We start from the raw sequence: 21,936 nt of genomic DNA, 5'->3' as shown, positions 1-21,936 counted from the left end.
GTCGTTACCGTCGTCACCGGGGCAGCGGCCGGGCCGCCGCCAGCGGTGCGACCGCGGCGCGGACTCCCTTCGCGGTGAAGAAGCCGTCGACGCTGACGGGGAGGCGAATCCGCCAGTTAGGGTACTGGTCGACGGTTCCGGGCAGATTCGGCTGCCGCACCTGGCCCGCCACGTCGGCCGGCGAGGTCAGCACCAGCCGGGACGCGGCCCGCGCGAGCAGCGTGTGCAGCGCGACGACCAGGTCGTCGTCCGGGATCCCTTCGCGCGCAACGAGTTCCAGCAGCGCCTTGCGCTCCTCGGCGGCGGCCTTCTCCTCCGCTTCGACCCCGCGGTCCAGCAGGCCGAGCTCGGCCCGGACCCGGACGTGCTCGCCCTGCAGCCAGCCCGCGACCGTCGGCAGGTCGTGCGTGGAGATGCTGGCCATCGCGTCCGGGTCCCAGGTGTCCGGCGAGGTGAACGGCTGGCCGGGCGCGTCCCAGTCGCGCTCGAACCACAGCACGGCGGAGCTGAGCATCCCCCGTTCGTGCATGGTTTCGGTGACGACCTCCTCGACGGTGCCGAGGTCCTCCCCCACGACGACGGCGCCGGCGCGGTGCGCTTCGAGCGCGAGCACGCCGACCATCGCTTCGGCGTCGTAGTGGACGTACGTGCCGCGATGCGCGGGCTCGCCCGGCGGGATCCACCAGAGCCGCCACAGGCCGGCGATGTGGTCGACGCGGATGCCGTCGGCGAAGCGCAGGACGCCCCGGATGACGTCCCGGAACGGCGCGTACCCGGCCTCGGCCAGCTTGTCCGGCCGCCACGGCGGCAGGTTCCAGTCCTGCCCCTGCTGGTTGAAGGCGTCCGGCGGCGCGCCGACCCGCACGTCGGCGGCGAAGACGTCGTTGAGCGCCCAGGTGTCGGCCCCGCCGGGGTGCACCCCGACCGGCAGGTCGTGCACGATCCCGACGGTCATCCCGGCCTCGCGGGCGGCTTGGCGCGCCACTTCCAGCTGCACCCGGCAGAGGTGCTGGAGCCAGGCGTGGAAGGCGACGCGGTCCTTCAGCTCTTCGCGCGCCTTCGCCGTGGCCGGTCCGGCCGGGTCGCGAAGGTCCTCCGGCCAGTCCCGCCAGTCGCCGCCGTGCTGCTCGGCGAGGGCGCAGAAGAGGGCGAAGTCCGCCATGTCCTCGGGAACGTCTTCGACCCGGTGCGGCCACAGCAGCTCGAGGGCGGCGCGCTTGGCCGTCCAGACGGCGTCGTAGTCGATCAGTTCGCCTTCGCGGTCCGGGGCCAGGGACTCGACGGCGGCTCGGGTCGCGGCATCGGCTTGCCGGAAGGTCTCCGTGGCGGTGACGCGCAGGTAGACGGGGTTGGCGAACCGGCGGCTCGCGGGCGAGTACGGCGACCGCTCGATCGGGTGGGCGGGGCTGATCGCCTGGACCGGGTTGACCAGCAGGACGCCGGCGTCCAGTTCGGCGGCCGACCGGGCGGCGAAGGTGGCGAGGTCGGCGTAGTCGCCGATGCCCCAGGAGCCGGCCGAGTGCAGGGCGTAGAGCTGCAGCATCCACCCCCAGGCGGGCCGCACCTGCGGCAGCTTCGCCGGCACGACGGCGAGCACGACGTCCTGGTCGGCGGTGACCACCCGGTGCCAGCCGAGCGGCAGGTCGTCGGGCAGGTGGCCGTCGGCCCGCCGCCGCGTCCCGTCTTCGAGGACGACCTCGGCGTCGACGCCCAGCGCGGTGCCGGTGCCTTCCCGCACGACGATGGTCGGCGGCAGGGCGGCCGGGGCTTCGCGCGCGTCGCGGAGCGCGGCCGCGATGGCCTGGTCACTGGTGGCATCGACGCCGAACTGGCCGAGAACGGCGACGACGACCTCGTCGGCCACGTCGACCCAGACCCGGTCGGCGTTCTCGTACCGGGTGGCGACACCGTAGTGGGCGGCGAGCTCGTGCAGGGCGGGGATCTGTTCGGGCACGGGACCAGCATTCCGGTGCCGGGCGGTTCCCGCCATCCGCACGGCCGCGAACGTCGCGAATGACTCATTCGGGACGTCGGAGGTCCCGAATGAGTCATTCGCGGCATCGGCACCGGCACCGGCACCGGCGGCGAGTGCGCACCCGGCAGCTCCCTCACGAGCGCACCTCCTCGCGCTTGCCGAACAGCTCCTCCCAGACCGGCCCGGCGAACAGCCAGATCGTCGACACCGTGCCCAGCCGCGGCAACCACCCCCACAGCGGCGCCACCCTCTCCGGCTCGCCGATCGCGAAGATCGCCGCCAGCAGGGCCGCCGCCGCCAGCCCGCAGGCCAGCAGGCACTTGCCCCACTCGCGCCACTCGTGCCGCGCCCTTTCCCGGCCCTGGCGCTTCGGCGGTGGCGGCCCGCCGGCGAACCGATGCGCGAACCGCTCGTCCGCCCACCGGACCATGCTCGGCCCGAACACGACACTGAACCCCAGGTAGACCGCGGCCAGGCCGTGCGTGAACCCCGGCTTGCCCCCGGCGGACAGGTCGAGCACGGTCGCCACCAGCACCACGACGTCGACCAGCGGCACCATGGCCAGCACCACCGCCGACGCGCGCCGCAGGCGCAGCACGTACCGCACCGCCAGCCCCGCCGCGATGAACACCCAGAACCCGATCTCGCCCGCCGCGATGACGGCCGCCATCGGGTTCTCCGCGAAGAACTTCCCGATCTCGTCCACCCCGCCACGCTCCCGCGCCCGCCCGCCAGGCCGCGTCCGCGAAGGGACGGACCGGGCGTCATCACTTCGTAGGACGCGGCCGCTTCGCGCGGTGTGCTGGGATGATCCGGTGCCTCTCCCCCGCCTGCGCTCGCTCCCGGTGTGGCAGCAGGACGGCCTGATCGCGCTGGCCACCTGGCTGCTCGGCTTCCTCGTCTACGCGACGGACGTCCACCGGCTCGTGTCGGCCTACGACCACGCGCCGCTGGGGGTGCGGCTGCTGGAGCTGACCGCGTTGTGCGGGCTCGAGCTGCTCCGCCGGCGCGTCCCCCTGGCCCTGGTCCTGGCCACGGCGGTGCTCGCGGTGGACGTCCGGCTCGGCCCGTCGCTGCCGGTGCTGATCGTCTACACCGACTTCCTCTACGCGGCGACGCTCTACGGCTCCCGGCGCACCAGCCGGGTGATGATCGGCCTCGCCGCGTCCTCCGTGGTGGGCGTGCTCGCCGCCGTGCTGGTCCTCTCGCAGCAGTGGCGGGCCGCGGTGCTGGCCGCGGTCGCCGTGCTGCCGTTCGTCATCACGCCGGTGTGGTGGGCGGCGAACGTCCGCCAGCAGCGCGACGTCGCCGAGGCCGAGCGCGCCAACGCCGGGCAGCTGGCGAAGATCGCCGAACTGGACCGGCGGGCGGCGGTCGCCGCCGAACGCGGGCGGATGGCCCGCGACCTGCACGACGTCATCGCCGGGCACCTCTCGGCCATCGCCATCCAGTCGGAGGCGGCGCTGTCGCTGCCGGACCCGAAACTGGCGAAGGCCGTGCTGGAATCGGTGCGGGAGAACAGCGTCAGCGCCCTGGAGGAGATGCGCGCGATGATCGGGCTGCTCAAGGCCGACGGCGGCGAGGCGGAGACGACCGCGCCCGCCCGGCTGGCGGACCTGGCCAAGCTGGTGGAGTCGGCCAGGGCCAGCGGGCTGGAGGTGCACGTCGAGTCCACTGTGGACGAGCGGCTGCCGCTGCCGGCGGCGGTCGACCTGACGGCGTACCGGATCGCGCAGGAGGCGCTGACCAACGCCGTCAAGCACGCCCCGGGCGGCCGGGTCGACGTCGCCGTCCGCTGCCTCGACGGCGTGCTCGCGGTGGAGGTCCGCAACGACGTCCGCGGCCCGCTCCCCGCCACCGGGGCCGGGACGGGCCTGCTGAACATGCGCGAGCGCGCGGACGCGGTGGGCGGCGAGCTCACCGCGGGCCCGGCGGGCGACGGCTGGCTCGTCCGCGCCCAACTCCCGGTGAGCGGGCTGTGATGACGGTCCGTGTCCTCGTCGCCGACGACCACAGCGCCGTCCGGTTCGGCCTCACGACCATCCTCGGCAACGCCGAGGGCATCGAGGTCGTCGGCGAGGCGGCCGATGGCGCCGCCGCCGTCCGGCAGGCTCGGGCGCTGCGGCCGGACGTCACGCTGATGGACGTCCGCATGCCGGACACCGACGGCATCGCCGCCACCCGGGAACTGGTGTCCGCGGGGCTCACCCAGGTGCTCGTGCTGACCACGTTCGACCTCGACGAGTACGTGCACGGCGCGCTGCGGGCCGGAGCGGCCGGCTTCCTGCTCAAATCGGTCGAAGCGCCCCGGCTGATCGAAGCGGTGAAGCTCGTCGCGGCCGGTGACGGCGTGCTCGCCCCGCAGGTCACGCGCCGGCTGATCACCGCGTTCGCGGCGGCGGCCCCGGACCCGGCGCCCCTCCCGCCCGGCCTCGGCGACCTCACCGACCGCGAGCGCGAGGTGCTCGGCTGCCTGGGCGAGGGCCTGTCCAACACCCAGATCGGCACCCGGCTGCACATCGGCGAGGCGACCGTGAAGACGCACGTGTCGCGGGTGCTGGCCAAGCTCGGCCTGCGCTCGCGGGTGCAGGCCGCGATCCTCGCCCAGGAGACGGGCGCCGATCTGCGGAAAGACCCGTGACCTTCTAACTTTCTCCTCATGGGTGAGCGGAGAACGTTGAACGTGGACGAGGTCCTGGACCGCCAGGACTCCGGGGACCTCAAACGGCGGCTGCGCGGGCGCGACCTGATCGGGTTCGGCGTCGGGATCATCATCGGCACCGGCATCTTCACCTTGGCCGGCGTCGAGGCGAAGACCCACGCGGGGCCGGCGGTGACGCTGTCGTTCGTGCTCGGCGCGGTCGTCGCCGGGCTCGCGGCGCTGTGCTACGCCGAGCTCGCCTCCAGCGTCCCGACGGCGGGAAGCGCTTACACCTATGCCTTCGCCACCCTCGGCGAGGTGTTCGCCTGGATCATCGGCTGGGACCTGCTGCTCGAGTTCGCGCTCGGCGCCGCCGTCGTGTCGCGCGGCTGGTCGGGGTACCTGGCGAACCTGCTCGGGCTGTCGCCGGAGTGGTTCGGCGAGGACGCGAAGGTCAACATCGGCGCGGTGCTGATCATCGCCGTGCTGACCGTGGTCGCCGTGCTGGGCATCAAGGAGTCGGCCTGGCTGACCAACCTGCTGGTGTGCGTGAAGGTCGCGGTCTGCGTGCTGGTGCTCGCGGTCGGCCTGTTCTTCGTCAAGGGCGCGAACCTGACGCCGTTCATCCCGCCGGCCAAGGCGCCCGAAGCCGGGTCGACGGTGCTGGAGCAACCGATCGTCCAGGCCGCGCTCGGCCTGGAGCAGTCGGTGTACGGCATCGCCGGCATGATCACCGCGGCCGCCGTGGTCTTCTTCGCCTACACCGGCTTCGAAGCGCTCGCGAACCTCGGCGAAGAGACGCTGAACCCGCGCAAGGACCTGCGCGTCGGCATCCTTGGCGCGCTGGGCGTGTGCGCGCTGCTCTACATCGGCGTCTCGATCGTGCTGACCGGTATGGTCCCGTTCACCGACATCGACACCGGCGCGCCGCTGGCGGACGCGTTCGACCGGGTCGGCCAGCACTGGGTGGGCGCGCTGATCTCGCTCGGCGCGGTCACCGGGCTGACGTCGGTGATGATGGTCGAGCTGGTCACGATCGGGCGGATCGGGTTCGCGATGGGCCGCGACGGCCTGCTGCCGAAGGCGCTCGGCACCGCGCACCCGCGCTGGGGCACCCCGCACCGGATGACCATCGGCGGCGCGGCGCTCATCGCCGTCCTGGCCGCGTTCATCCCGATTTCCGAGCTGGCCGACATGGTGAGCATCGGCGCGCTGTCGGCGATGATCATCGTGGCCGTGGCGGTCCCGGTGCTGCGCCGCCGCCGTCCCGACCTGGACCGGCCGTTCCGGGTGCCGTTCTCGCCGGTGGTCCCGGTCCTGGCCGCGCTGGCCTGCCTGTACCTGATGCTGAACCTGAACGTGCTGACGTGGCTCCGGTTCGCCGCGTGGCTGGTGATCGGCCTGGTGATCTACTTCGCCTACGGCCGCCGCCACTCCCGCTTCGCGGTCAGTCCCAAAAGGACGGAGTGAGCCCGGCGCCACCGGCCGCCGCACGCACCACGCCGGCCTGGCCGGTGTCGACGACCACGAGCACGCCGAGCCCGGCCAGCGCCGCCGTCACCCATTCCACGGGCTGGTCGTGCCGGCCGTCGTCACCGAGCGACGGATAGGTGTCCACAACGGACAGCAGGGTGCCTTCGGCGCCGATGCGGATGCCCGCCAGGAGCACGAAGTGACCGCCGGGCGGGCGCCAGCGCGACGTCCACAGTGGAGGCACGCCGGTGTCGAGGTAGTCGAGCAGCGCGCGTTCCGGGGTGTCGTGCGCGCCGAGCTCGGCGCCGTCGATCCGGGCGAGCACCGCGACGCGCGGGACGTCCCACAGCCCGACGAGCAGGTCGAACAGCACCTCGGTGGTCCACTCGCCGGTCACCGGCACCGCCGCGAGCGCCCCGCGCGACAGCGACTCGACGGCCGCCGCCAGCCGCGAAACCCGGGTGCCGGCCGCGGCCGGGTCGTCGACGACGGGCAGCGGCAGCCGGAAGTCCCGCCGACCCGGCTCACCCGGCGGGTGCACGGCCGGCCCCCGGACGGTGCCGGCGGCCAGAGCGACGGTGTCCTGATCCGGCACGTCGAGCCCGGCCGCCCGCAGCGCGGCGAGCCCGCAGAACGCCGCGGCCAGGCCGTCCTTCTGGGGCAGCTCCGCCTGGGCGACGGCGGCCAGCCGCGCCCCGCCCGGCAGCCACCGCACCCCGGACAGGTCGAGCTGCCCGCCGTCGATCCCCGAAGTCATCGGTCCCCTCAGTAGCGCCGGAGGTGGCGGCCTGCGGTCCGTAGCGCCGTCCTGACCAGAATAAGGTTCTCAGGAGCGCCGGAGGGGGCGGCGATGGCCTTGTCGACGGGGTGTTCGGCCTGTCGTGAGGTCGCCCGCCCCTGGGAGCCACCTGCCGTGGGAGCCGCCTGCCACGGGAGCCACCGCCTGCCGCGGGAGCCACCCACCTCGGGAGCCCTGCCGCCGGAGCCGCCTGCCCTGGCAGCACCTGCCCTGGGAGCCGCCTCCCGCGGGAGCCGCCTGCCACGGGAGCCGCCCGCCTTGGGAAGCCACCCCGCGGCGGGGGCTGCCTGCCGCGGGAGCCACCCACCTCGGGAGCCGCCTGCCGCGGGAGCCACCCACCTCGGGAGCCGCCTGCCGCGGGAGCCACCCACCTCGGGAGCCGCCCGCCTTGGGAAGCCACCCCGCGGCGGGGGCTGCCTGCCGCGGGAGCCACCCACCTTGGGAGCCGCCTGCCGCGGGAGCCACCCACCTCGGGAGCCGCCTGCCGCGGGAGCCACCCACCTCGGGAGCCGCCTGCCGCGGGAGCCACCCACCTCGGGAGCCGCCTGCCGCGGGAGCCACCCACCTCGGGAGCCGCCTGCCGCGGGAGCCCTGCCGCCGCAGGGCCTGCCCTCGCTGGGCGGGGTTTCGGCAAAGTCGGGACGACTCGCGGGGCGGCTGCGGGCCTGCGGTGTCGCGAATGACTCATTCGGGACGTCGGAGGTCGCGAATGAGTCATTCGCGACCTCCGGGGAGCGCCGGCACCCACAGCGGCAGAACTTTGGCGGCCCCCCCTGCCGGAGAAAGAGGGGGGGAAGCCGCTCTGTGCCCACCACCCCGAAGCCGGGATTGTCACTACGGCCGGTGGTACCGCGTCAAGGCGGGAAAGCGTGCCTTGACCCGGCACCACCGTCCGCGTGCGGGCTTCGGATCGGGGTGGCGGGGGGAGGTCTGGGTGGGGTGCCGGTTGGGTTGTCAGCCTGCCGTTTCGGTTGGCGAGTTCGGATTTATCGAGCAAACCAGACAAAGCCACCAGGAGACCTCAGCCCGGCGGCTCCGCCACCTCTGCCGCGCCCGGCTCCCGGCTTCGCAACGCCACCCCCGCCACGACCGCCACCGTCCCCAGCGCCTCGGGCAGCGATGGCACCTGCCCCAGCAACACGAACCCCATCACCCCGGCCGTCACCGGCAGCAAGGCCAGCAGCGTCGCGAACCGTGCCTGTCCTACCCTCCGCAGCACCACCTGGTCCAGTGCGTACGGCACCACCGTCGACAGCACCCCTACCCCGACTCCCAGCAGCACCAGGCGAGGCGAAGACCACACCGGGCCCGTGCCCAGCGCCAGCGGGGACAGGACCACCGTTCCCGCGAAGAACCCGATCGCCAGGCTGTCGATGCCGTCGCCGTCCACCGCCACCCTCTTGCCCAGCAGGATGTAGCCCGCCCAGGCCAGCGCTGCCCCCAACGCGAACGCCACTCCCCAGAAGCTGCCGGCGATGCGGACGTCCGCGATCGCCACCACCCCCGCCGCCACCAGGAGCAGCGCCAGCACGTCGCGGACGGTTCGGGAGCCCAGCGCCGCCACCACCACCGGGCCCGCGAACTCCATCGCCACCGCCGTGCCCAGGGGCAGGCGGGCGATCGCCTCGTAGAACAGGACGTTCATGCCCGCCGTCACCACGCCGAACACGATCGCCAGCAGGAGACGGCGGCCTCGCCAGGCCGCTCGCCCCGGGCGGCGCCAGGCCAGCAGGACCACCGCCGCCCCCAGGCAGCGGAGCCAAGCCACCCCTGCGGGGGATGCGTGGCCGAAAAGGTCGACCGCCACCGCCGCTCCGGCGTACATCGAAATTCCGCTGAGAACGAACAAGAGCGGAGCGGGGATCGCGGAAAGCCGTCGGGGGGAAGTCACGGTACTCACCACCCCATGCTGCCTGACCACGGAAAACGTAACTCTCCGAGGTAATCGTCTCCTGGAATGCGGGACGGCGTTACGGCATCCGGGGTAAATCGACGTGACTCAGGTCCCACCGGCGCGGGAACACTTGCGAGCCGCGAAACGTCTGGAACAGTGGAAGCACGAACACGCGGAGCCGGAGGCGATCGCCGCCACCGGTAGCAGTCCCGAAGTGGGCGTAGCTGGATCGATGGCACCGGGCGACCGGTGCCGGGACGGAGGGAGACCCCCATGACATCGCCGACGCTCACCCGCCCCGAACTGACCGCCGCCGACCGCTGTGACCGGTGCGGAGCAGCAGCTCAGGTACGAGCCATCCTCAGCACGGGTGGCGAACTGCTCTTCTGCGGGCACCACGCCCGCGAGCACGAGGCCAAGCTCAAGGAACTGTCCGCCGACATCCAGCGGTAACAACCCAGACGCGAAAGGCGGCCGGTGCGCACAGGCACCGGCCGCCTTTCTGCATCTCCGGCGACTTTCTGCATCTTGCAGATTGCGTGGCGGAAATCACGGTTCGACTACCGGCAGCAGTGATTTCGGACACGGAACCGGACAGAAAATCAGACAGAATCCAGGACGACTTCGAACGCCACTTCCGCCGCCCCGAGCAGCTTCCCGTCGCCCCCGAGCGCCGAGCTGACGATCCGCGTGCCGCCCACCGCCCGGCTCACCAGGCTGCGGCGGCGCACCTCGGCGCCGACGTGCCGCAGCACCGCCTCCGGCAGCACCGTCAGCAGGTCACCCAGGATCACCAGCTGCGGCCCCAGCAGGTTGACGACGTTGATCAGCCCCAGCGTCAGCCACTCGGCGAACTCCGCAAGCCGCGGCATCGCCGTCTCCGGGGCGCGGCCCAGCTCCCGCAGCTCGAACAGGATCGCCCCGCGCGGGGTGTCCTCGGGCAGCCCGAGCGCCCGGCACAGTGCCGCCTCGCCGACCTCGGTCTCCCAGCAGCCGCTGCTGCCGCAGTAGCAGGGGCGCCCGTCCGGGCGGATGACCATGTGCCCGATCTCGCCGACGTACCCCGAGCCGCCGCGCAGGGCCGAGCCCTCCGCGATCACACCGCCGCCGACGCCGACGTCCGCCGAGATGTACACCACGTCGGACGCGCCGCGGGCCGCCCCGCGCAGGTGCTCGGCGACCGCGCCGAACTCGGCGTCGTTGCCGACCAGGATCGGGATCTGCAGCACGCCGCCGAGCCGGTCGCCGAGCGCGACGTCGGTCCAGCGCAGGTTCGGGGCCTCGTGCACGTGCCCGTCCGCCCGCCGGACCACGCCGGGCACCGACACCCCGGCCGCCACCGGGGTCACGTCGAGGTCGCCGGCCAGGATGGCCGTCGACTCGACGACGTGGGTGATGACCTCTTCGGGCTGCCCCATCCGGCCGCGCAGGTTCCAGCTGTTGCGGCCCAGGATCTGCCCGCCCAGCCCGACCAGGGCGATCGCGACGTGCTCGACCTGCAGGTCGACCGCGAGCACGACCGCCGCGTGCGGCTGGGGCAGGACCAGGAGCGAGGGGCGGCCCGCCCCTCGTCCCGGCCTCGGCACCTTCTCCTCGACGACACCGGCTTCGGCGAGCCCGTCGACGAGGGTCTTGATCGTGCTCCGGTTGAGCCCCAGCTCGGCGGCCAGGGTCGCCCGGGTGCTCGGCCCGCCGACGTGCAGCAGGCGGAGCAGTGTCGTGCGGTTGTGCCGGCGCACCTCGTCCGGTCGAGCAACGGGTGTGCTGGTCACGGGCTTTATCATCCCATGCTGGTTCAGCGCGCCGACGCAGCCGCGCGGCGCCGGGACAGCGCGTCGACCGTGGCGGCGAGGAGCAGGACCAGACCGGTGATGATGTTGACCACCGCGGCCGGCTGCTTGAGCAGGCCCAGGCCGTTGATGACCACGGCGATCACGAGCCCGCCGACCACGGCGTCGGACACGCGGCCCTTGCCGCCGAACAGCGACGTACCGCCGATGACGGCCGAACCGACCGCGAACAGCAGCGTGTTGAGGCCACCGGACTGCGGGCTGACCGAGCCGACCTTCGACGCGGCGACGATGCCGCCGATGGCCGCGATCGCCGAGCCGATGACGAACACGCTCGCCCGGATCTTCGGTACGTCGATACCGGCGCGGCGGGCGGCTTCCTTGTTGCCGCCGACCGCGTAGACGTACCGGCCGTACTTGGTCCGGTTGAGCACGTAGGTCCCGGCCACCAGCAGCACCAGCATGATCGGGATGACGTACGGGACGCCCTCGATCGTGACGACCGCCTTGTTCGGCGAGCGGTTGATCGTCAGCAGCCAGGTGCCGAGCGCCGACAGCACGACGAGCGCGCCGACCTTGACCATCACCAGCGCCGTCGGCTGGACGACCAGGCCGCGCTGGAGCCGCTTGAAGTGGCTGGTCAGCGTGATCACCGCGAACCCGCCGGCCGCGACGAGGAAGAAGATCCAGCTGCCCAGGATGTTCAGGTTGCCGTTGGCGATCTTGTACAGCACGTCCGAGTTGCTGATGCCGATCGTGCCGCCCTCACCGATGAACTGCAGCAGGACGCCCTGCCACACGATGAACAGCGCCAGCGTCACGACGAAGGACGGCATGCCGATCTTCGACACGAGGAAACCGGTGATGCAGCCGATCGCAGTACCGACGCAGATGGCCAGCAGGATCTCGAGCCAGGCGTTGGCCGGGACGCCGATCGCGACGAGCAGCAGGCCGATCAGCGACAGGGCGGCACCCGCCCAGATCCGCTGGTAGGCCGACAGGAGCATGGCCAGGGCCAGCACCGCGATGAACGTGATGAACACGCCGGTGCCCATGTTGCCCAGCAGGTTCCCGTTCTGGACGTAGTGCAGGGCCATCACGGACGCGGCGACACCGGAGGCCACACCGGCGGCGAGGTCGATCTCGCCGAGCAGCAGCACGAACACGATGCCCATCGCGATGATGATGACGCCCGCGCCCTGCGGGAACACGTTGGCGATGTTGGCCAGCGTGAAGAAGTTGTCCGACAGCGCGCTGAACAGGATCACCAGCACGAGCAGGCCGAACAGCGACGGCAGCGCGCCGAGCTCACCGGCCCGCAGGCGGGCGAAGTAGTCGCGGACGGCTTCGCCGGTTGACATCGATGTCGTGTCGATGCCGAAGTCGGAGATCGCCCCGGTGGGGGCCTGGGTCTGCGCGAGCGCTTCGGCGGGGGTGCCGACCTCGTGCTTGGCAGGGGTTTCAGTCATTTCCGGTTCTTTCTTCCCGCTCACAGGACCACGGCTTCGGGCCGGGCCAGGCCGAGGTCACCGGAGCGACCGGCGGTGATCAGTTCCACGACCTGGCCGTGGGTGACGTCCTTCGTGTGCACCTCGGCGACGAGCCGGCCGAGGTAGAGCACGGCGATGCGGTCGGCGACCTCGAACACGTCGGCCATGTTGTGGCTGATCAGCACGACCCCCAGGCCCTGCTCGGCCAGCCGGCGGACCAGGTCGAGCACCTGCCGGGTCTGCGCGACACCGAGGGCGGCGGTCGGCTCGTCGAGCACGACGACCTTGCTGTTCCACAGCACCGACTTCGCGATGGCGACGGTCTGCCGCTGGCCACCGGACAGCGAGGAGACCGGCGTGCGGACCGACTTCACGGTCCGGACCGACAGGGAGGCCAGCGTCTCGCGGGCGGCCTTCTCCATGCTGGCTTCGTCGAGCTTCCAGGAACTGCCGCGCTCGCGGCCGAGGAACATGTTCTGGACGATGTCGAGGTTGTCGGCGAGGGCGAGGTCCTGGTAGACGACCTCGATGCCGAGCTCGGCCGCGTCCTTCGGGCCGCGGATGTGGGCGTCCTGCCCGTTGAACCGCACGGCCCCCGAGTCGTACGGGTGGATGCCGGCGATGCACTTGACGAGGGTCGACTTGCCGGCACCGTTGTCGCCGACCAGTGCGGTCACTTCGCCTGCACGCACGTCGAAGTCCACGTCGTGGAGGACGTGGACCGGGCCGAAGCTCTTGTTCAGGCCCTTGATCTCGAGAATGGGCTCACTCATGGATGGGCTTTCTCCTGGGTGGGGACCGGGCCGGGACGCGCCGTCGGGGTGCGCGTCCCGGCCCGGCTGTTCATGGGGTACTGCGTGGGCTCAGGAGATGCCGAGCGAGGTGCACTTGGCGGCGAGGTCGCCACCGCAGATCTCGGTCGCCTTCACGTAGCCCTGGGTCACGACGGTCTTGACGTCCTTCGCCAGGATCGTCGTCGGGGTCAGCAGCACGGACTTGATGTCGCGGTTGTTCTTCGGGTCGTGCAGCTTGCCGGTCGCGATGGCGTCGGCCGCGGCCTTGTCGCCCTTGGCCAGCGCGGCGGCCAGCTTGGCGCTCGCCTCCGCCTCTTCCTTGATCGGCTTGAAGACGGTCATGTACTGCTCGCCGCGCATGACCGCCATGAGGCCGTCCGCGGTGGCGTCCTGGCCGGTGACCGGGATCTTGCCGTTGAGGCCGTTCTTCTTGAGGATGGTGATGACCGCGCCCGCAAGGCCGTCGTTCGCCGCGACGACGCCGTCGACCTTGCCGCCGTTGGCCTGGAAGATCTGCTCGAACGTCGTGCCGCCGAGCTGGTTGTCCCAGTCGTTGATCGGCTGCTTCTGGATCCGCTTGAGCTTGCCGGAGGAGAACAGCGGCTCGAGGACGGAGTCCTGGCCGTTGGTGAACAGCGTGGCGTTGTTGTCGGTCGGGGCGCCCTCGATCTGGACGACGCCGGCGCCCGGCTTGTCCTTCAGCGCGTCCGCCATGGCCTGGCCCTGGAGCTGGCCGACCTTCTCGTTGTCGAACGAGACGTAGTACTCGGCGCTGCCGCCGAGGCTCGGGCGGTCGTAGTTGATGACCGGGATGCCCGCGGTCTTCGCCTTGGCCTCGACCGCGGCACCGACGGCCGGGTCGGACGGAGCGATGATCAGGACCTTGACGCCGGAGCTGATGAAGCCGTCGGCCAGGGTGGAGAACTTCTGGGCGTCGCCCTGGGCGTTCTGGACGTCGGCCTCGAAGCCCTGCGCCGAGAGGGCGGCCTGCAGCATCGGCTTGTCGAAGGCTTCCCAGCGGGCCGAGCTGGCGGTCTCCGGCAGGATGACGCCGACCTTGCCGCTGGCACCGCCACCGGCGGCCGGGGCGGACGAGGAAGCGGAGTTGCTCCCCGTGCCCCCGCTGTTCGAACTGTTGGTACCGCAGGCGGTCAGCACCAGGCCGGCGCTCACCGTCGCGGCGAGGAGGGTAAGGGTTCTGCTGCGCATCCTCGTTCCTTCCGGATCCAAGCATTGGTGACGAGTGGCCGTCGGCGTGTGCTTCGGGCCAGCGAGGCGGCGATCCGGGGAGGCCCGGCGCACCGTCGCGCATATGTTGTGGGCGACAACATATGCCGCTGAGCGGCTGCGGGGAAGATAGCTGGATCGATTAAATGACACCAATTGGACACGGTTCGGCAACACGGGCTGAACCTCGCCCGGAAAGAGTAGATCCGCTGACGATGTGATCGCCAGCACTCACGGTTAGTTACATCGAGGTTTCATCGAGCCGTGACGTTGGGCCGGTCGTGTGCACCGAGCGCAACCCGTGGCGAATCCACGGGGTGGCGGCGGGATCGGTCGCCGACTTGCGAACTTCGGGCGAAGAGGTGCCCGAACGGCCATTCCGCGGGGAACGGACGGGCGGCCCCCTGGTGACAGCGTGATACGCAGCGTCACAAGCCCGGCGGTGCGGTGATTCCGCCCTCCCGGGGACGGACGGTGATCGCCGGAACTTCAGCCTCCCGGGCGACAGCGCGCCGCCCGAGGCCTCACCAGGACCGCAGCGTCACGATCCGTTCTTCGAGCTGCTCGACGGTCGCCATCGCGGTCACCGGGCCGCCGCACACGCGCCGCAGCTCGTTGTGGATCGCGCCGTGCGGCTTCTTCGTGCGGTGGTGGTACATGCCCACCAGCGCGTTCAGTTCCTTGCGCAACGCGCCGAGCCGCTCGCTGACCGACTGGGGCCGGGCCGCCGGCGGCGGGGCCTCCTCCTTGGCCGGCTTGCGGCGCTTCTCGTCCGCGATCTGCTCTTCCTGCCGCTTTCGCAGCAGCGCGCGGACCTGGTCCGGCTCCAGCAGGCCCGGCAGGCCCAGGTACTCCTGCTCCTCGTCCGAGCCCGAGAACACCGCCGTGCCGAACGAGTTGCCGTCGTAGATGACCTGGTCGAGCTCGGCCGAGGCGCCCAGCGACGTGAACGCTTTCTCCTCCTCGCCCGGCTCGTCCTCGGTGCGGTTGGCCTGGGCCAGGAGCTCGTCCTCCCAGCCCTCCTTCTCGCGGTGCGGCTTGCCGAGGACGTGGTCGCGCTGCGCCTCCAGCTCGCTGGCCAGCTCCAGCAGCACCGGCACCGACGGCAGGAACACGCTCGCCGTCTCGCCCTTCTTCCGCGCTCGCACGTACCGGCCGATCGCCTGGGCGAAGAACAGCGGCGTCGACGCGCTCGTCGCGTACACGCCCACCGCCAGCCGCGGGACGTCGACGCCTTCGGAAACCATCCGGACCGCCACGATCCAGCGCTCGTTCGTCTCGGAGAACTCCTTGATCCGGCCCGAGGCCTTCGGGTCGTCCGAGAGCACCAGCGTCGGCATCTCCCCCGAGATGCGCTCCAGGATCTTCGCGTACGCCCGCGCCGACTCCTGGTCCGTCGCGATGACCAGGCCGCCCGCGTCCGGCACGCTCTGGCGGACCTGCGACAGCCGTGTGTCGGCCGCCTGCAGCACCGCCGGGATCCACTCGCCCGCCGGGTCGAGCGCCGTGCGCCACGCCCGGGCGTTCTGTTCCGCCGTCAGCGGCTCGCCGAGCCGCGCGGTGAACTCCTCCCCCGCGCTGGTGCGCCAGGAGGCCTCACCCGAGTACGCCAGGAAGACGACCGGCCGGACCACGCCGTCGGCCAGCGCGTCCGCGTAGCCGTACGCGTGGTCGGCCTTGCTGCGCTGGAAGCCGCCGGCGTCCGGCTCGTAGGTGACGAACGGGATGGCCGAGTCGTCGGACCGGAAAGGCGTCCCGGTCAGCGACAGGCGCCGCACCGCCGGGGTGAAGGCCTCGCGGATCGCGTCACCCCAGCTCTTCGCGTCGCCGCCGTGGTGGATCTCGTCGAGGATGACCAGCGTCTTGCGGTTCTCCGTGCGCACCCGGTGCAGCGTCGGGTGCGCCGCGACCTGCGCGTACGTCAGCGCGACCCCGTTGTAGTCCGACGACGTGACGCCGGTGCCGTTGCGAAAGTTCGAGTCGATGGCGATGCCGGCGGCCGCGGCCGAAGCCGCCCACTGGTGCTTGAGGTGCTCGGTCGGCGTGACGATGGTGATCGCCTCGACCGTGCGGTCGCTCAGCAGTTCCGCGGCGATCCGCAGGCCGAACACCGTCTTGCCGGCGCCGGGCGTCGCCACCGCGAGGAAGTCCTTCGGCTTCCGCGTCAGGTACTTGGTGAGCGCCCGCCGCTGCCACGCCCGCAGCGGGCGCGCGGTCGAGTCCTTCTCCGCGGGAGGCGCCCCGAGCTGCGTCTCCGTCATGCCGGTCCTCCCCCTCGCTCATGCCGTTGACGTGCGAAAACCCTCACTGTGGTACCGACTGCTGTGTCGGAGACTTCGGTGAGGGCACTGGAGCGAGTCTACCGGCCGGGTCCGACAGTTCCGGGCACCGGCACGGGTGATGTCCCCCGACACGCCCGGCCGCAGGGGGTGTGACGAGCCAAATCAGCACGGATGGACCATGCTGGACACGTCATGGGTGAGGTGCAGCCGTCCGGAGCGACGAAGGTGGCCCGCAAGGGGCCGTGGCGCCTGCTCACGCGCACGTTCGCCAAGGCGTGGGAGGGCAACATCTTCTCCGAGGCCGCCGAGGCGGCCTTCTGGCAGACGCTGTCGCTGCCCCCGCTCCTGCTCGGCCTGCTGGGTTCGCTCGGGTTCGTCGGCGAGTGGTTCGGCGCCGGCGTCGTCACCGCCGTGCACGACCGCATCATCGGCTTCTGCCGGACGGTCTTCAGCACGAACGCCGTCCAGGACATCATCGAACCGACCGTGAACAGCATCCTCACCGTCGGCAAGGGCGAGATCGTCTCGGTCGGCTTCCTGATCTCGCTGTGGGCCGGTTCGTCGGCGATGTCGTCGTTCGTCGACGCGATCACCGTCGCGCACGACCAATACGGCGTCCGCAACGACGTCTGGCAGCGGATCTTCGCGCTCCTGCTGTACCTGTGCGGCCTGGTGATCCTGGTCGTCGGGCTGCCGCTGCTGGCAATCGGCCCCGACCTGCTGCCGGAGTTCTTCCCGCTGGCCTGGCGCCCGACCGTGACGTCGTGGGTGAGCGCGCTCTACTTCCCCACCCTCGGCGTGATGATCACCCTCGCGCTGACCACGCTGTACAAGCTCGCGCTGCCGCGGAAACTGCCGTGGCACCGCGGGCTGCCCGGCGCCGTGCTCGCCATGGTCGTGTTCCTGCTGTCCTCGGTCGGCCTGCGCGTCTACCTGAACTGGATCACCAAGACCGGCTACACCTACGGCGCGCTGGCCGCGCCGATCGCCTTCCTGCTGCTGATGTTCTTCATCGGGCTGGCCGTGGTCGGCGGCGCGTACTTCAACAGCGCGATCCAGGAACTGTGGCCGGCGAAGGCGACCCGGCGGCAGCGGCGGAAGTGGCGGCGGCTGGAGATGGAACGCGCCTCCGAGCGGCTGCGCTCGGAGGACGGCCGCAAGCTGTGGGACCGCACGACCACGCCGCTGAAGCGCCCGCACGCCGAAGACGTCACCACCAACGGCAGCGAGCCGGAGCCGTCCGAAGAGGACACCCCCTCACCCAGCGCACCCGAACCGGCACCCAGCGCTGCTCAGGGTCGCGGGTCCACCGAAGGGACGACCCGGAATCCACCCCCAGGCTGAGTCGCTCCTCAGGTCGGACATGGGACGCTGCCCCCGTCACTGACGCAGGCGTCGGTCGCCGCGTCATTCCCGAGGGGGTTTCCAAGTCATGTCCGTGCTGGCCAGGCTGAGCCTGCGCAACCGGAGCCTGATCGGCCTGCTCGCGCTGGTGGTCGTCGGCTTCGGCGCCTTCGCGCTGCCGCAGCTCAAGCAGCAGCTCTTCCCGTCCCTGCAGTTCCCGCAGGCGCAGATCGTCACCGCGTACCCGGGTGCGTCGCCGGACGCGGTCGACCGGCAGGTCTCCGAGCCCCTCGAAGGCGGGCTCCAGGGGCTGAAGGGCCTCGAGCAGATCACTTCGACGTCGTCGGACGGCGTCTCGCGGGTCGTCGCGCAGTTCGAGTTCGGCACCGACATCGACGCCGCCGTCTCGCAGATCCAGCAGGTGGTGAACCAGGTCCGGCCGCGGCTGCCGCAGAACAGCGAGCCCGCCGTGTCCGCGGGCAGCACCGACGACCTGCCGGTCGTGCTGGTCGCCGCGGGCACCACCGGGGACCCGCAGGCCCTCGCGCCCGCGCTGACCGACCAGGTCGCACCGGAGCTGCGGAAGATCGACGGCGTCCGCACGGTCACCGTCACCGGCGTGCAGCAGCCGCGCGTGACGATCACGCTCGACTACGCGAAGCTCGCGGCGGCCGGGGTCGACCCGGCGTCGATCGCGACCACGCTGCAGACGGCCGGGGCCGCGGTGCCGGCCGGAACGCTGACCGAGAACGGCAAGACGCTGTCGGTCCAGATCGGCGGCGGGCAGACCACTGTGGACACGATCCGCAACCTCTACCTCACGCCGAGCGCGGCCGCGGGAGCCGGCCGCACGCCGGCGCGCGGGCCGGTGAAGCTCGGTGACGTCGCCGACGTCCAGGCCGGGTTCGCGCCGCCGACGTCGATCACGCGCACCAACGGCAAGCCCAGCCTCGGCCTGTCGGTCACCATGGTGGAGAACGGGAACGCCGTCGCCATCTCCGACGCCGTCCGCGACAAGCTGCCGGACCTGGCGAAGAAGACCGGCGCCGAGATGAGCGTCGTGTTCGACCAGGGCACCCCGGTGAAGGACGCGATCAGCGGCCTGACCACCGAAGGCCTGCTGGGCCTGGCGTTCGCCGTCGTCGTCATCCTGCTGTTCCTGCTGTCGGTGCGCTCGACGCTGGTGACCGCGGTGTCGATCCCGCTGTCGGTGGTCGTCGCGCTGCTGGCGCTGTGGACCGGCGACCTGTCGCTCAACCTGCTCACCCTCGGCGCGCTGACCATCGCGATCGGCCGGGTGGTCGACGACTCGATCGTCGTGCTGGAGAACATCAAACGGCACCTGGCCTACGGCGAGGAGAAGGACCGCGCGGTGCTCGACGGCGTCCGCGAGGTGGCCGGCGCGGTGACGTCGTCCACGCTGACGACGGTCGCGGTGTTCCTGCCGATCGCGTTCGTCGGCGGGTTCGTCGGCGAGCTCTTCTCGCCCTTCGCGATCACCGTGACGGTGGCGCTGCTGGCGTCGCTGCTCGTCTCGCTGACCGTGGTTCCCGTGCTGGCGTACTGGTTCCTGAAGCGGCCCGCGGTCCCGGCGGACGCCCTCGAGGCCGAACGCGCTCGCGAAGCCGCCGTCGAGAAGGAACGCCGCAGCATCCTGCAGCGCGCGTACCTGCCGGTGATCCGGTTCGCGACCCGGCGGCGGCTGACCGTCGTGCTGCTGGCCCTGCTGATCTTCGCGGGCACGGTCGGGCTCGCGACGCGGCTGAACACGAACTTCCTCGACCAGTCCGGCGGCACCACGCTGAACATGACGCAGAAACTGCCCGCCGGCACCAGCGTCGAGGCGAAGGAGAAGGCGGCCACGGCCGTCGAGCAGGCCCTCGCGGCCGAGCCCGCGGTGCAGACCTACCAGGTCAGCATCGGTGGTGGCGGGGCGTTCGGCTTCGGCGGCGGGACCAACACGAGCATCTCGGTCACCGTGGCCAAGGACACCGACCTCGACGCGCTGTCGGACCGGCTGCGGTCGAAGCTGACGTCCCGGCCCGAGCTGGGCGAGATCAAGATCGGCGCGGACGCGTCCGGGTTCAACTCCGACCAGGTCTCGGTGACGGTGACCGCGCCGTCGGAGGCCGCGCTGAAGCCGGCGTCCGACCAGGTGGTGCAGGCGCTGCGCGGGGTGTCCGGGCTGAGCGAGGTGTCGAGCGACCTGAGCGTCGGCTCGCCGCGGGTGCAGGTCGAGGTGGACGACGCCGCGGCCGCCGCGCGCGGGCTGTCGGCGAGCAGCATCGGGCAGATCGCCAACCAGGCGATCGCCGGGCGCACGGTGACGCAGCTGCCGGTCGGCGGGCAGCGCACGGACATCGTCCTGCGCGCCGGCACGGCTCCGGTCACGGTCGACCAGGTCCGCGGCCTGCCTATCCCGGGCCCGGGCGGCGTCGTCCGGCTGGACGAGGTGGCTCGCGTGTCCACTGTGGACGGCCCGGCGTCGGTGCACCGCACCGGCGGCGACCTGAGCACCACGGTGACCGCGAAGAACACCGGGGACGACCTGACGAAGACGACGGCGGACATCAAGTCCAAGCTGGACGGTCTGACCTTCACCGGCGGGGCGGCGTACTCGCTCGGCGGCGTCAGCCAGGACCAGCAGGAGGCGTTCTCGAACCTGTTCCTGGCGCTGCTGGCGGCCATCGCGATCGTGTTCCTGATCATGGTGGCGACGTTCCGGAGCCTGATCCAGCCGCTGATCCTGCTCGTGTCGATCCCGTTCGCGGCGACCGGCGCGATCGGGCTGTTGCTGGCCACCGGCACCGCGCTCGGCCTGCCGGCCCTGATCGGGATGCTGATGCTGGTCGGCATCGTCGTCACCAACGCGATCGTGCTGATCGACCTGATCAACCAGTACCGGGCGGAGGGGATGAGCGTCGCGGACGCGGTCACCGAAGGCGGCCGGCGCCGGCTGCGCCCGATCCTGATGACCGCGGCGGCGACCATCTTCGCGCTGGTCCCGATGGCGCTGGGCATCACCGGCCAGGGCGGGTTCATCGGCCAGCCCCTGGCGATCGTGGTGATCGGCGGCCTGGTCAGCTCCACCCTTCTGACCCTGGTCCTGGTCCCGACCCTCTACACGATGGTCGAGACCCGCAAGGAACGCCGTCGCGCCCGCCGCGAAGCCCGCCGAACCCCGGCCCAGGCCCCGGACTCGGAGTCCCTCAACCCGGAACTCGCGTGATCAGAACGCCGACACGCGTGATTTGAGGGTCGACACGCGTGATTTGAAGGACGACACGCTGGGTCCCAGGCGGGCCCGGCGTGTCGTCGCTTCAATCACGTGTGTCGACTCCTCAATCACGCGAGTTGACTCCTCAATCACGCGTGTTGACTCTTCCGTTACTGGCGGAAGCGGTAGGTCTTGCTGTCCCAGAGGATGCAGATGCTGGGGGCCATGACCACTACGCGGAGCGTGTTGTCGCGCTCGTCGAAGTCGATGCCTTCGACCTCGAACGAGCCCGAGCAGCCGCTGCGGAGCGGGAGCTGGCCGAGCGAGGTGACGTGGGCGGTGACGTCCGAGCCGTTCGGGACCGAAGCCAGGTCGACCTGGAGGAGCGGCTTCGTGGTGCCGAAGAGGCTGCCGTCCGGGTCGTCGGACGCGCAGAGCAGGCGGGTCGCGGTCTGGAAGTCGCAGCCCTGGACGTCGCGGACCGCGTGGTCCAGGCGGATCGTGCCGGCCATCGGCAGGTTCTGCGCCGGGTTCGTGGCCACCACCCCCGGCATCGGGTGCACCAGGAGCCGGGTCATCGTGCCCCACTCCCCCGCCACCAGCCAGCGCGCGTCGGGTGACACCGCGGCGAAGGAGTTGTTGTTCGCCTCCCACGACTCGAGGCTGTGCTTGTAGTCGGCCCAGGAGCCGTCCGGGGCCTGGACGCGGAACAGCTTCGCGCCGCGGTCGTCACGCTGGTAGGGCTCGACGTACCAGCCCTGGGCCGAGCCCGGGTCGCCGACGTGGTTCCAGCCCTGGGCGTTCAGGTCGGCCGGGATGGTGCCGATCCCGGTGTAGCGGATCGTCGTCCCCGAGGGACGCACGATCGTCGCGAGGCCCTGGCTCTCGTCGAGGGCCCGGGCGTTGTCGGAGCCGACCTCCGTCCAGCCCGTGACGGCCTGGGCCAGCGCCGGCGAGACCACGGCGAGCAAGGCGGCGAGGGTGAGCACGATCCCGGTTCTGCGCATGTG

16 protein-coding genes are annotated in these 21,936 nt (G+C 71.6%); 6 read left to right on the top strand and 10 right to left on the bottom strand.

All coding sequences use genetic code 11. The features are described from left to right. Positions 1-13: 13 nt before the first annotated feature. Positions 14-1,990, bottom strand: a complete 1,977-nt coding sequence (gene malQ / locus H5965_RS33975; RefSeq protein WP_310975220.1) for a 4-alpha-glucanotransferase — start codon at positions 1,988-1,990, stop codon at positions 14-16. 118 nt (positions 1,991-2,108) lie between these two features. Next, positions 2,109-2,681, bottom strand: coding sequence for a hypothetical protein (locus H5965_RS33970; RefSeq protein ID WP_310974875.1), 573 nt, complete (start codon positions 2,679-2,681; stop codon positions 2,109-2,111). A gap of 109 nt (positions 2,682-2,790) precedes the next feature. Here H5965_RS33970 and H5965_RS33965 point away from each other — a divergent pair, with 109 nt between their 5' ends. From H5965_RS33965 to H5965_RS33955, 3 genes are read left to right on the top strand one after another with little or no spacing between them, the layout of a single operon-like run. Beyond that, complete coding sequence (locus H5965_RS33965) at positions 2,791-3,957, top strand: histidine kinase (RefSeq protein WP_310974874.1); 1,167 nt, start codon at positions 2,791-2,793, stop codon at positions 3,955-3,957. Then, the gene (locus H5965_RS33960) at positions 3,957-4,616 is read left to right on the top strand and encodes a response regulator transcription factor (RefSeq protein WP_310974873.1); all 660 of its coding nucleotides are present in this window, start codon (positions 3,957-3,959) and stop codon (positions 4,614-4,616) included. Before H5965_RS33965 ends, H5965_RS33960 begins: the two co-directional genes overlap by 1 nt. Before the next feature lie 42 nt (positions 4,617-4,658). After that, complete coding sequence (locus tag H5965_RS33955; RefSeq protein ID WP_310975219.1) at positions 4,659-6,086, top strand: amino acid permease; 1,428 nt, start codon at positions 4,659-4,661, stop codon at positions 6,084-6,086. On the opposite strand, the gene H5965_RS33950 is transcribed toward H5965_RS33955, so the two are convergent. Both H5965_RS33950 and H5965_RS33945 read right to left on the bottom strand, forming a co-directional pair. Further along, positions 6,064-6,846: a DUF6885 family protein gene (locus H5965_RS33950; RefSeq protein WP_310974872.1), complete on the bottom strand. Its 783-nt coding sequence runs from the start codon at positions 6,844-6,846 to the stop codon at positions 6,064-6,066. The genes H5965_RS33955 and H5965_RS33950 overlap by 23 nt on opposite strands. A 1,063-nt stretch (positions 6,847-7,909) precedes the next feature. Further along, positions 7,910-8,713, bottom strand: coding sequence for an EamA family transporter (locus H5965_RS33945; RefSeq protein WP_310974871.1), 804 nt, complete (start codon positions 8,711-8,713; stop codon positions 7,910-7,912). 342 nt (positions 8,714-9,055) lie between these two features. Here H5965_RS33945 and H5965_RS33940 point away from each other — a divergent pair, with 342 nt between their 5' ends. Beyond that, the gene (locus H5965_RS33940; protein WP_004561029.1) at positions 9,056-9,235 is read left to right on the top strand and encodes a hypothetical protein; all 180 of its coding nucleotides are present in this window, start codon (positions 9,056-9,058) and stop codon (positions 9,233-9,235) included. Positions 9,236-9,384: 149 nt separating this feature from the next. On the opposite strand, the gene H5965_RS33935 is transcribed toward H5965_RS33940, so the two are convergent. The 5 genes from H5965_RS33935 to H5965_RS33915 form a co-directional block, all read right to left on the bottom strand. Continuing rightward, positions 9,385-10,566 carry an ROK family transcriptional regulator gene (locus H5965_RS33935; protein ID WP_310974870.1) on the bottom strand — a complete coding sequence of 394 codons (1,182 nt, stop codon included), beginning with the start codon at positions 10,564-10,566 and terminating at the stop codon, positions 9,385-9,387. Between the two features lie 11 nt (positions 10,567-10,577). After that, positions 10,578-12,041: an ABC transporter permease subunit gene (locus H5965_RS33930; RefSeq protein WP_310974869.1), complete on the bottom strand. Its 1,464-nt coding sequence runs from the start codon at positions 12,039-12,041 to the stop codon at positions 10,578-10,580. A gap of 20 nt (positions 12,042-12,061) precedes the next feature. After that, positions 12,062-12,835, bottom strand: a complete 774-nt coding sequence (locus H5965_RS33925; RefSeq protein ID WP_004561026.1) for an ATP-binding cassette domain-containing protein — start codon at positions 12,833-12,835, stop codon at positions 12,062-12,064. Between the two features lie 90 nt (positions 12,836-12,925). Further along, the gene (locus tag H5965_RS33920; protein ID WP_310974868.1) at positions 12,926-14,065 is read right to left on the bottom strand and encodes a substrate-binding domain-containing protein; all 1,140 of its coding nucleotides are present in this window, start codon (positions 14,063-14,065) and stop codon (positions 12,926-12,928) included. 542 nt (positions 14,066-14,607) lie between these two features. Next, entirely contained in the window at positions 14,608-16,344 is a 1,737-nt protein-coding gene (locus H5965_RS33915) for a DEAD/DEAH box helicase (RefSeq protein ID WP_310974867.1), read from the bottom strand. A 213-nt stretch (positions 16,345-16,557) separates the two neighbouring features. Here H5965_RS33915 and H5965_RS33910 point away from each other — a divergent pair, with 213 nt between their 5' ends. Together H5965_RS33910 and H5965_RS33905 are read left to right on the top strand one after the other, a co-directional pair. Next, entirely contained in the window at positions 16,558-17,709 is a 1,152-nt protein-coding gene (locus H5965_RS33910; protein WP_310974866.1) for a YihY/virulence factor BrkB family protein, read from the top strand. A gap of 88 nt (positions 17,710-17,797) precedes the next feature. After that, positions 17,798-20,938: an efflux RND transporter permease subunit gene (locus H5965_RS33905; protein ID WP_310974865.1), complete on the top strand. Its 3,141-nt coding sequence runs from the start codon at positions 17,798-17,800 to the stop codon at positions 20,936-20,938. A 158-nt stretch (positions 20,939-21,096) separates the two neighbouring features. Here the strand turns inward: H5965_RS33905 and H5965_RS33900 are convergent, their stop codons facing one another. Further along, positions 21,097-21,933, bottom strand: coding sequence for a hypothetical protein (locus tag H5965_RS33900; protein WP_310974864.1), 837 nt, complete (start codon positions 21,931-21,933; stop codon positions 21,097-21,099). Between the last annotated feature and the right edge of the window lie 3 nt (positions 21,934-21,936).

The organism is Amycolatopsis sp. 505, assembly GCF_031625235.1.
Lineage (GTDB): Bacteria > Actinomycetota > Actinomycetes > Mycobacteriales > Pseudonocardiaceae > Amycolatopsis.
This window is presented reverse-complemented; position numbering and strand designations above follow the sequence as displayed.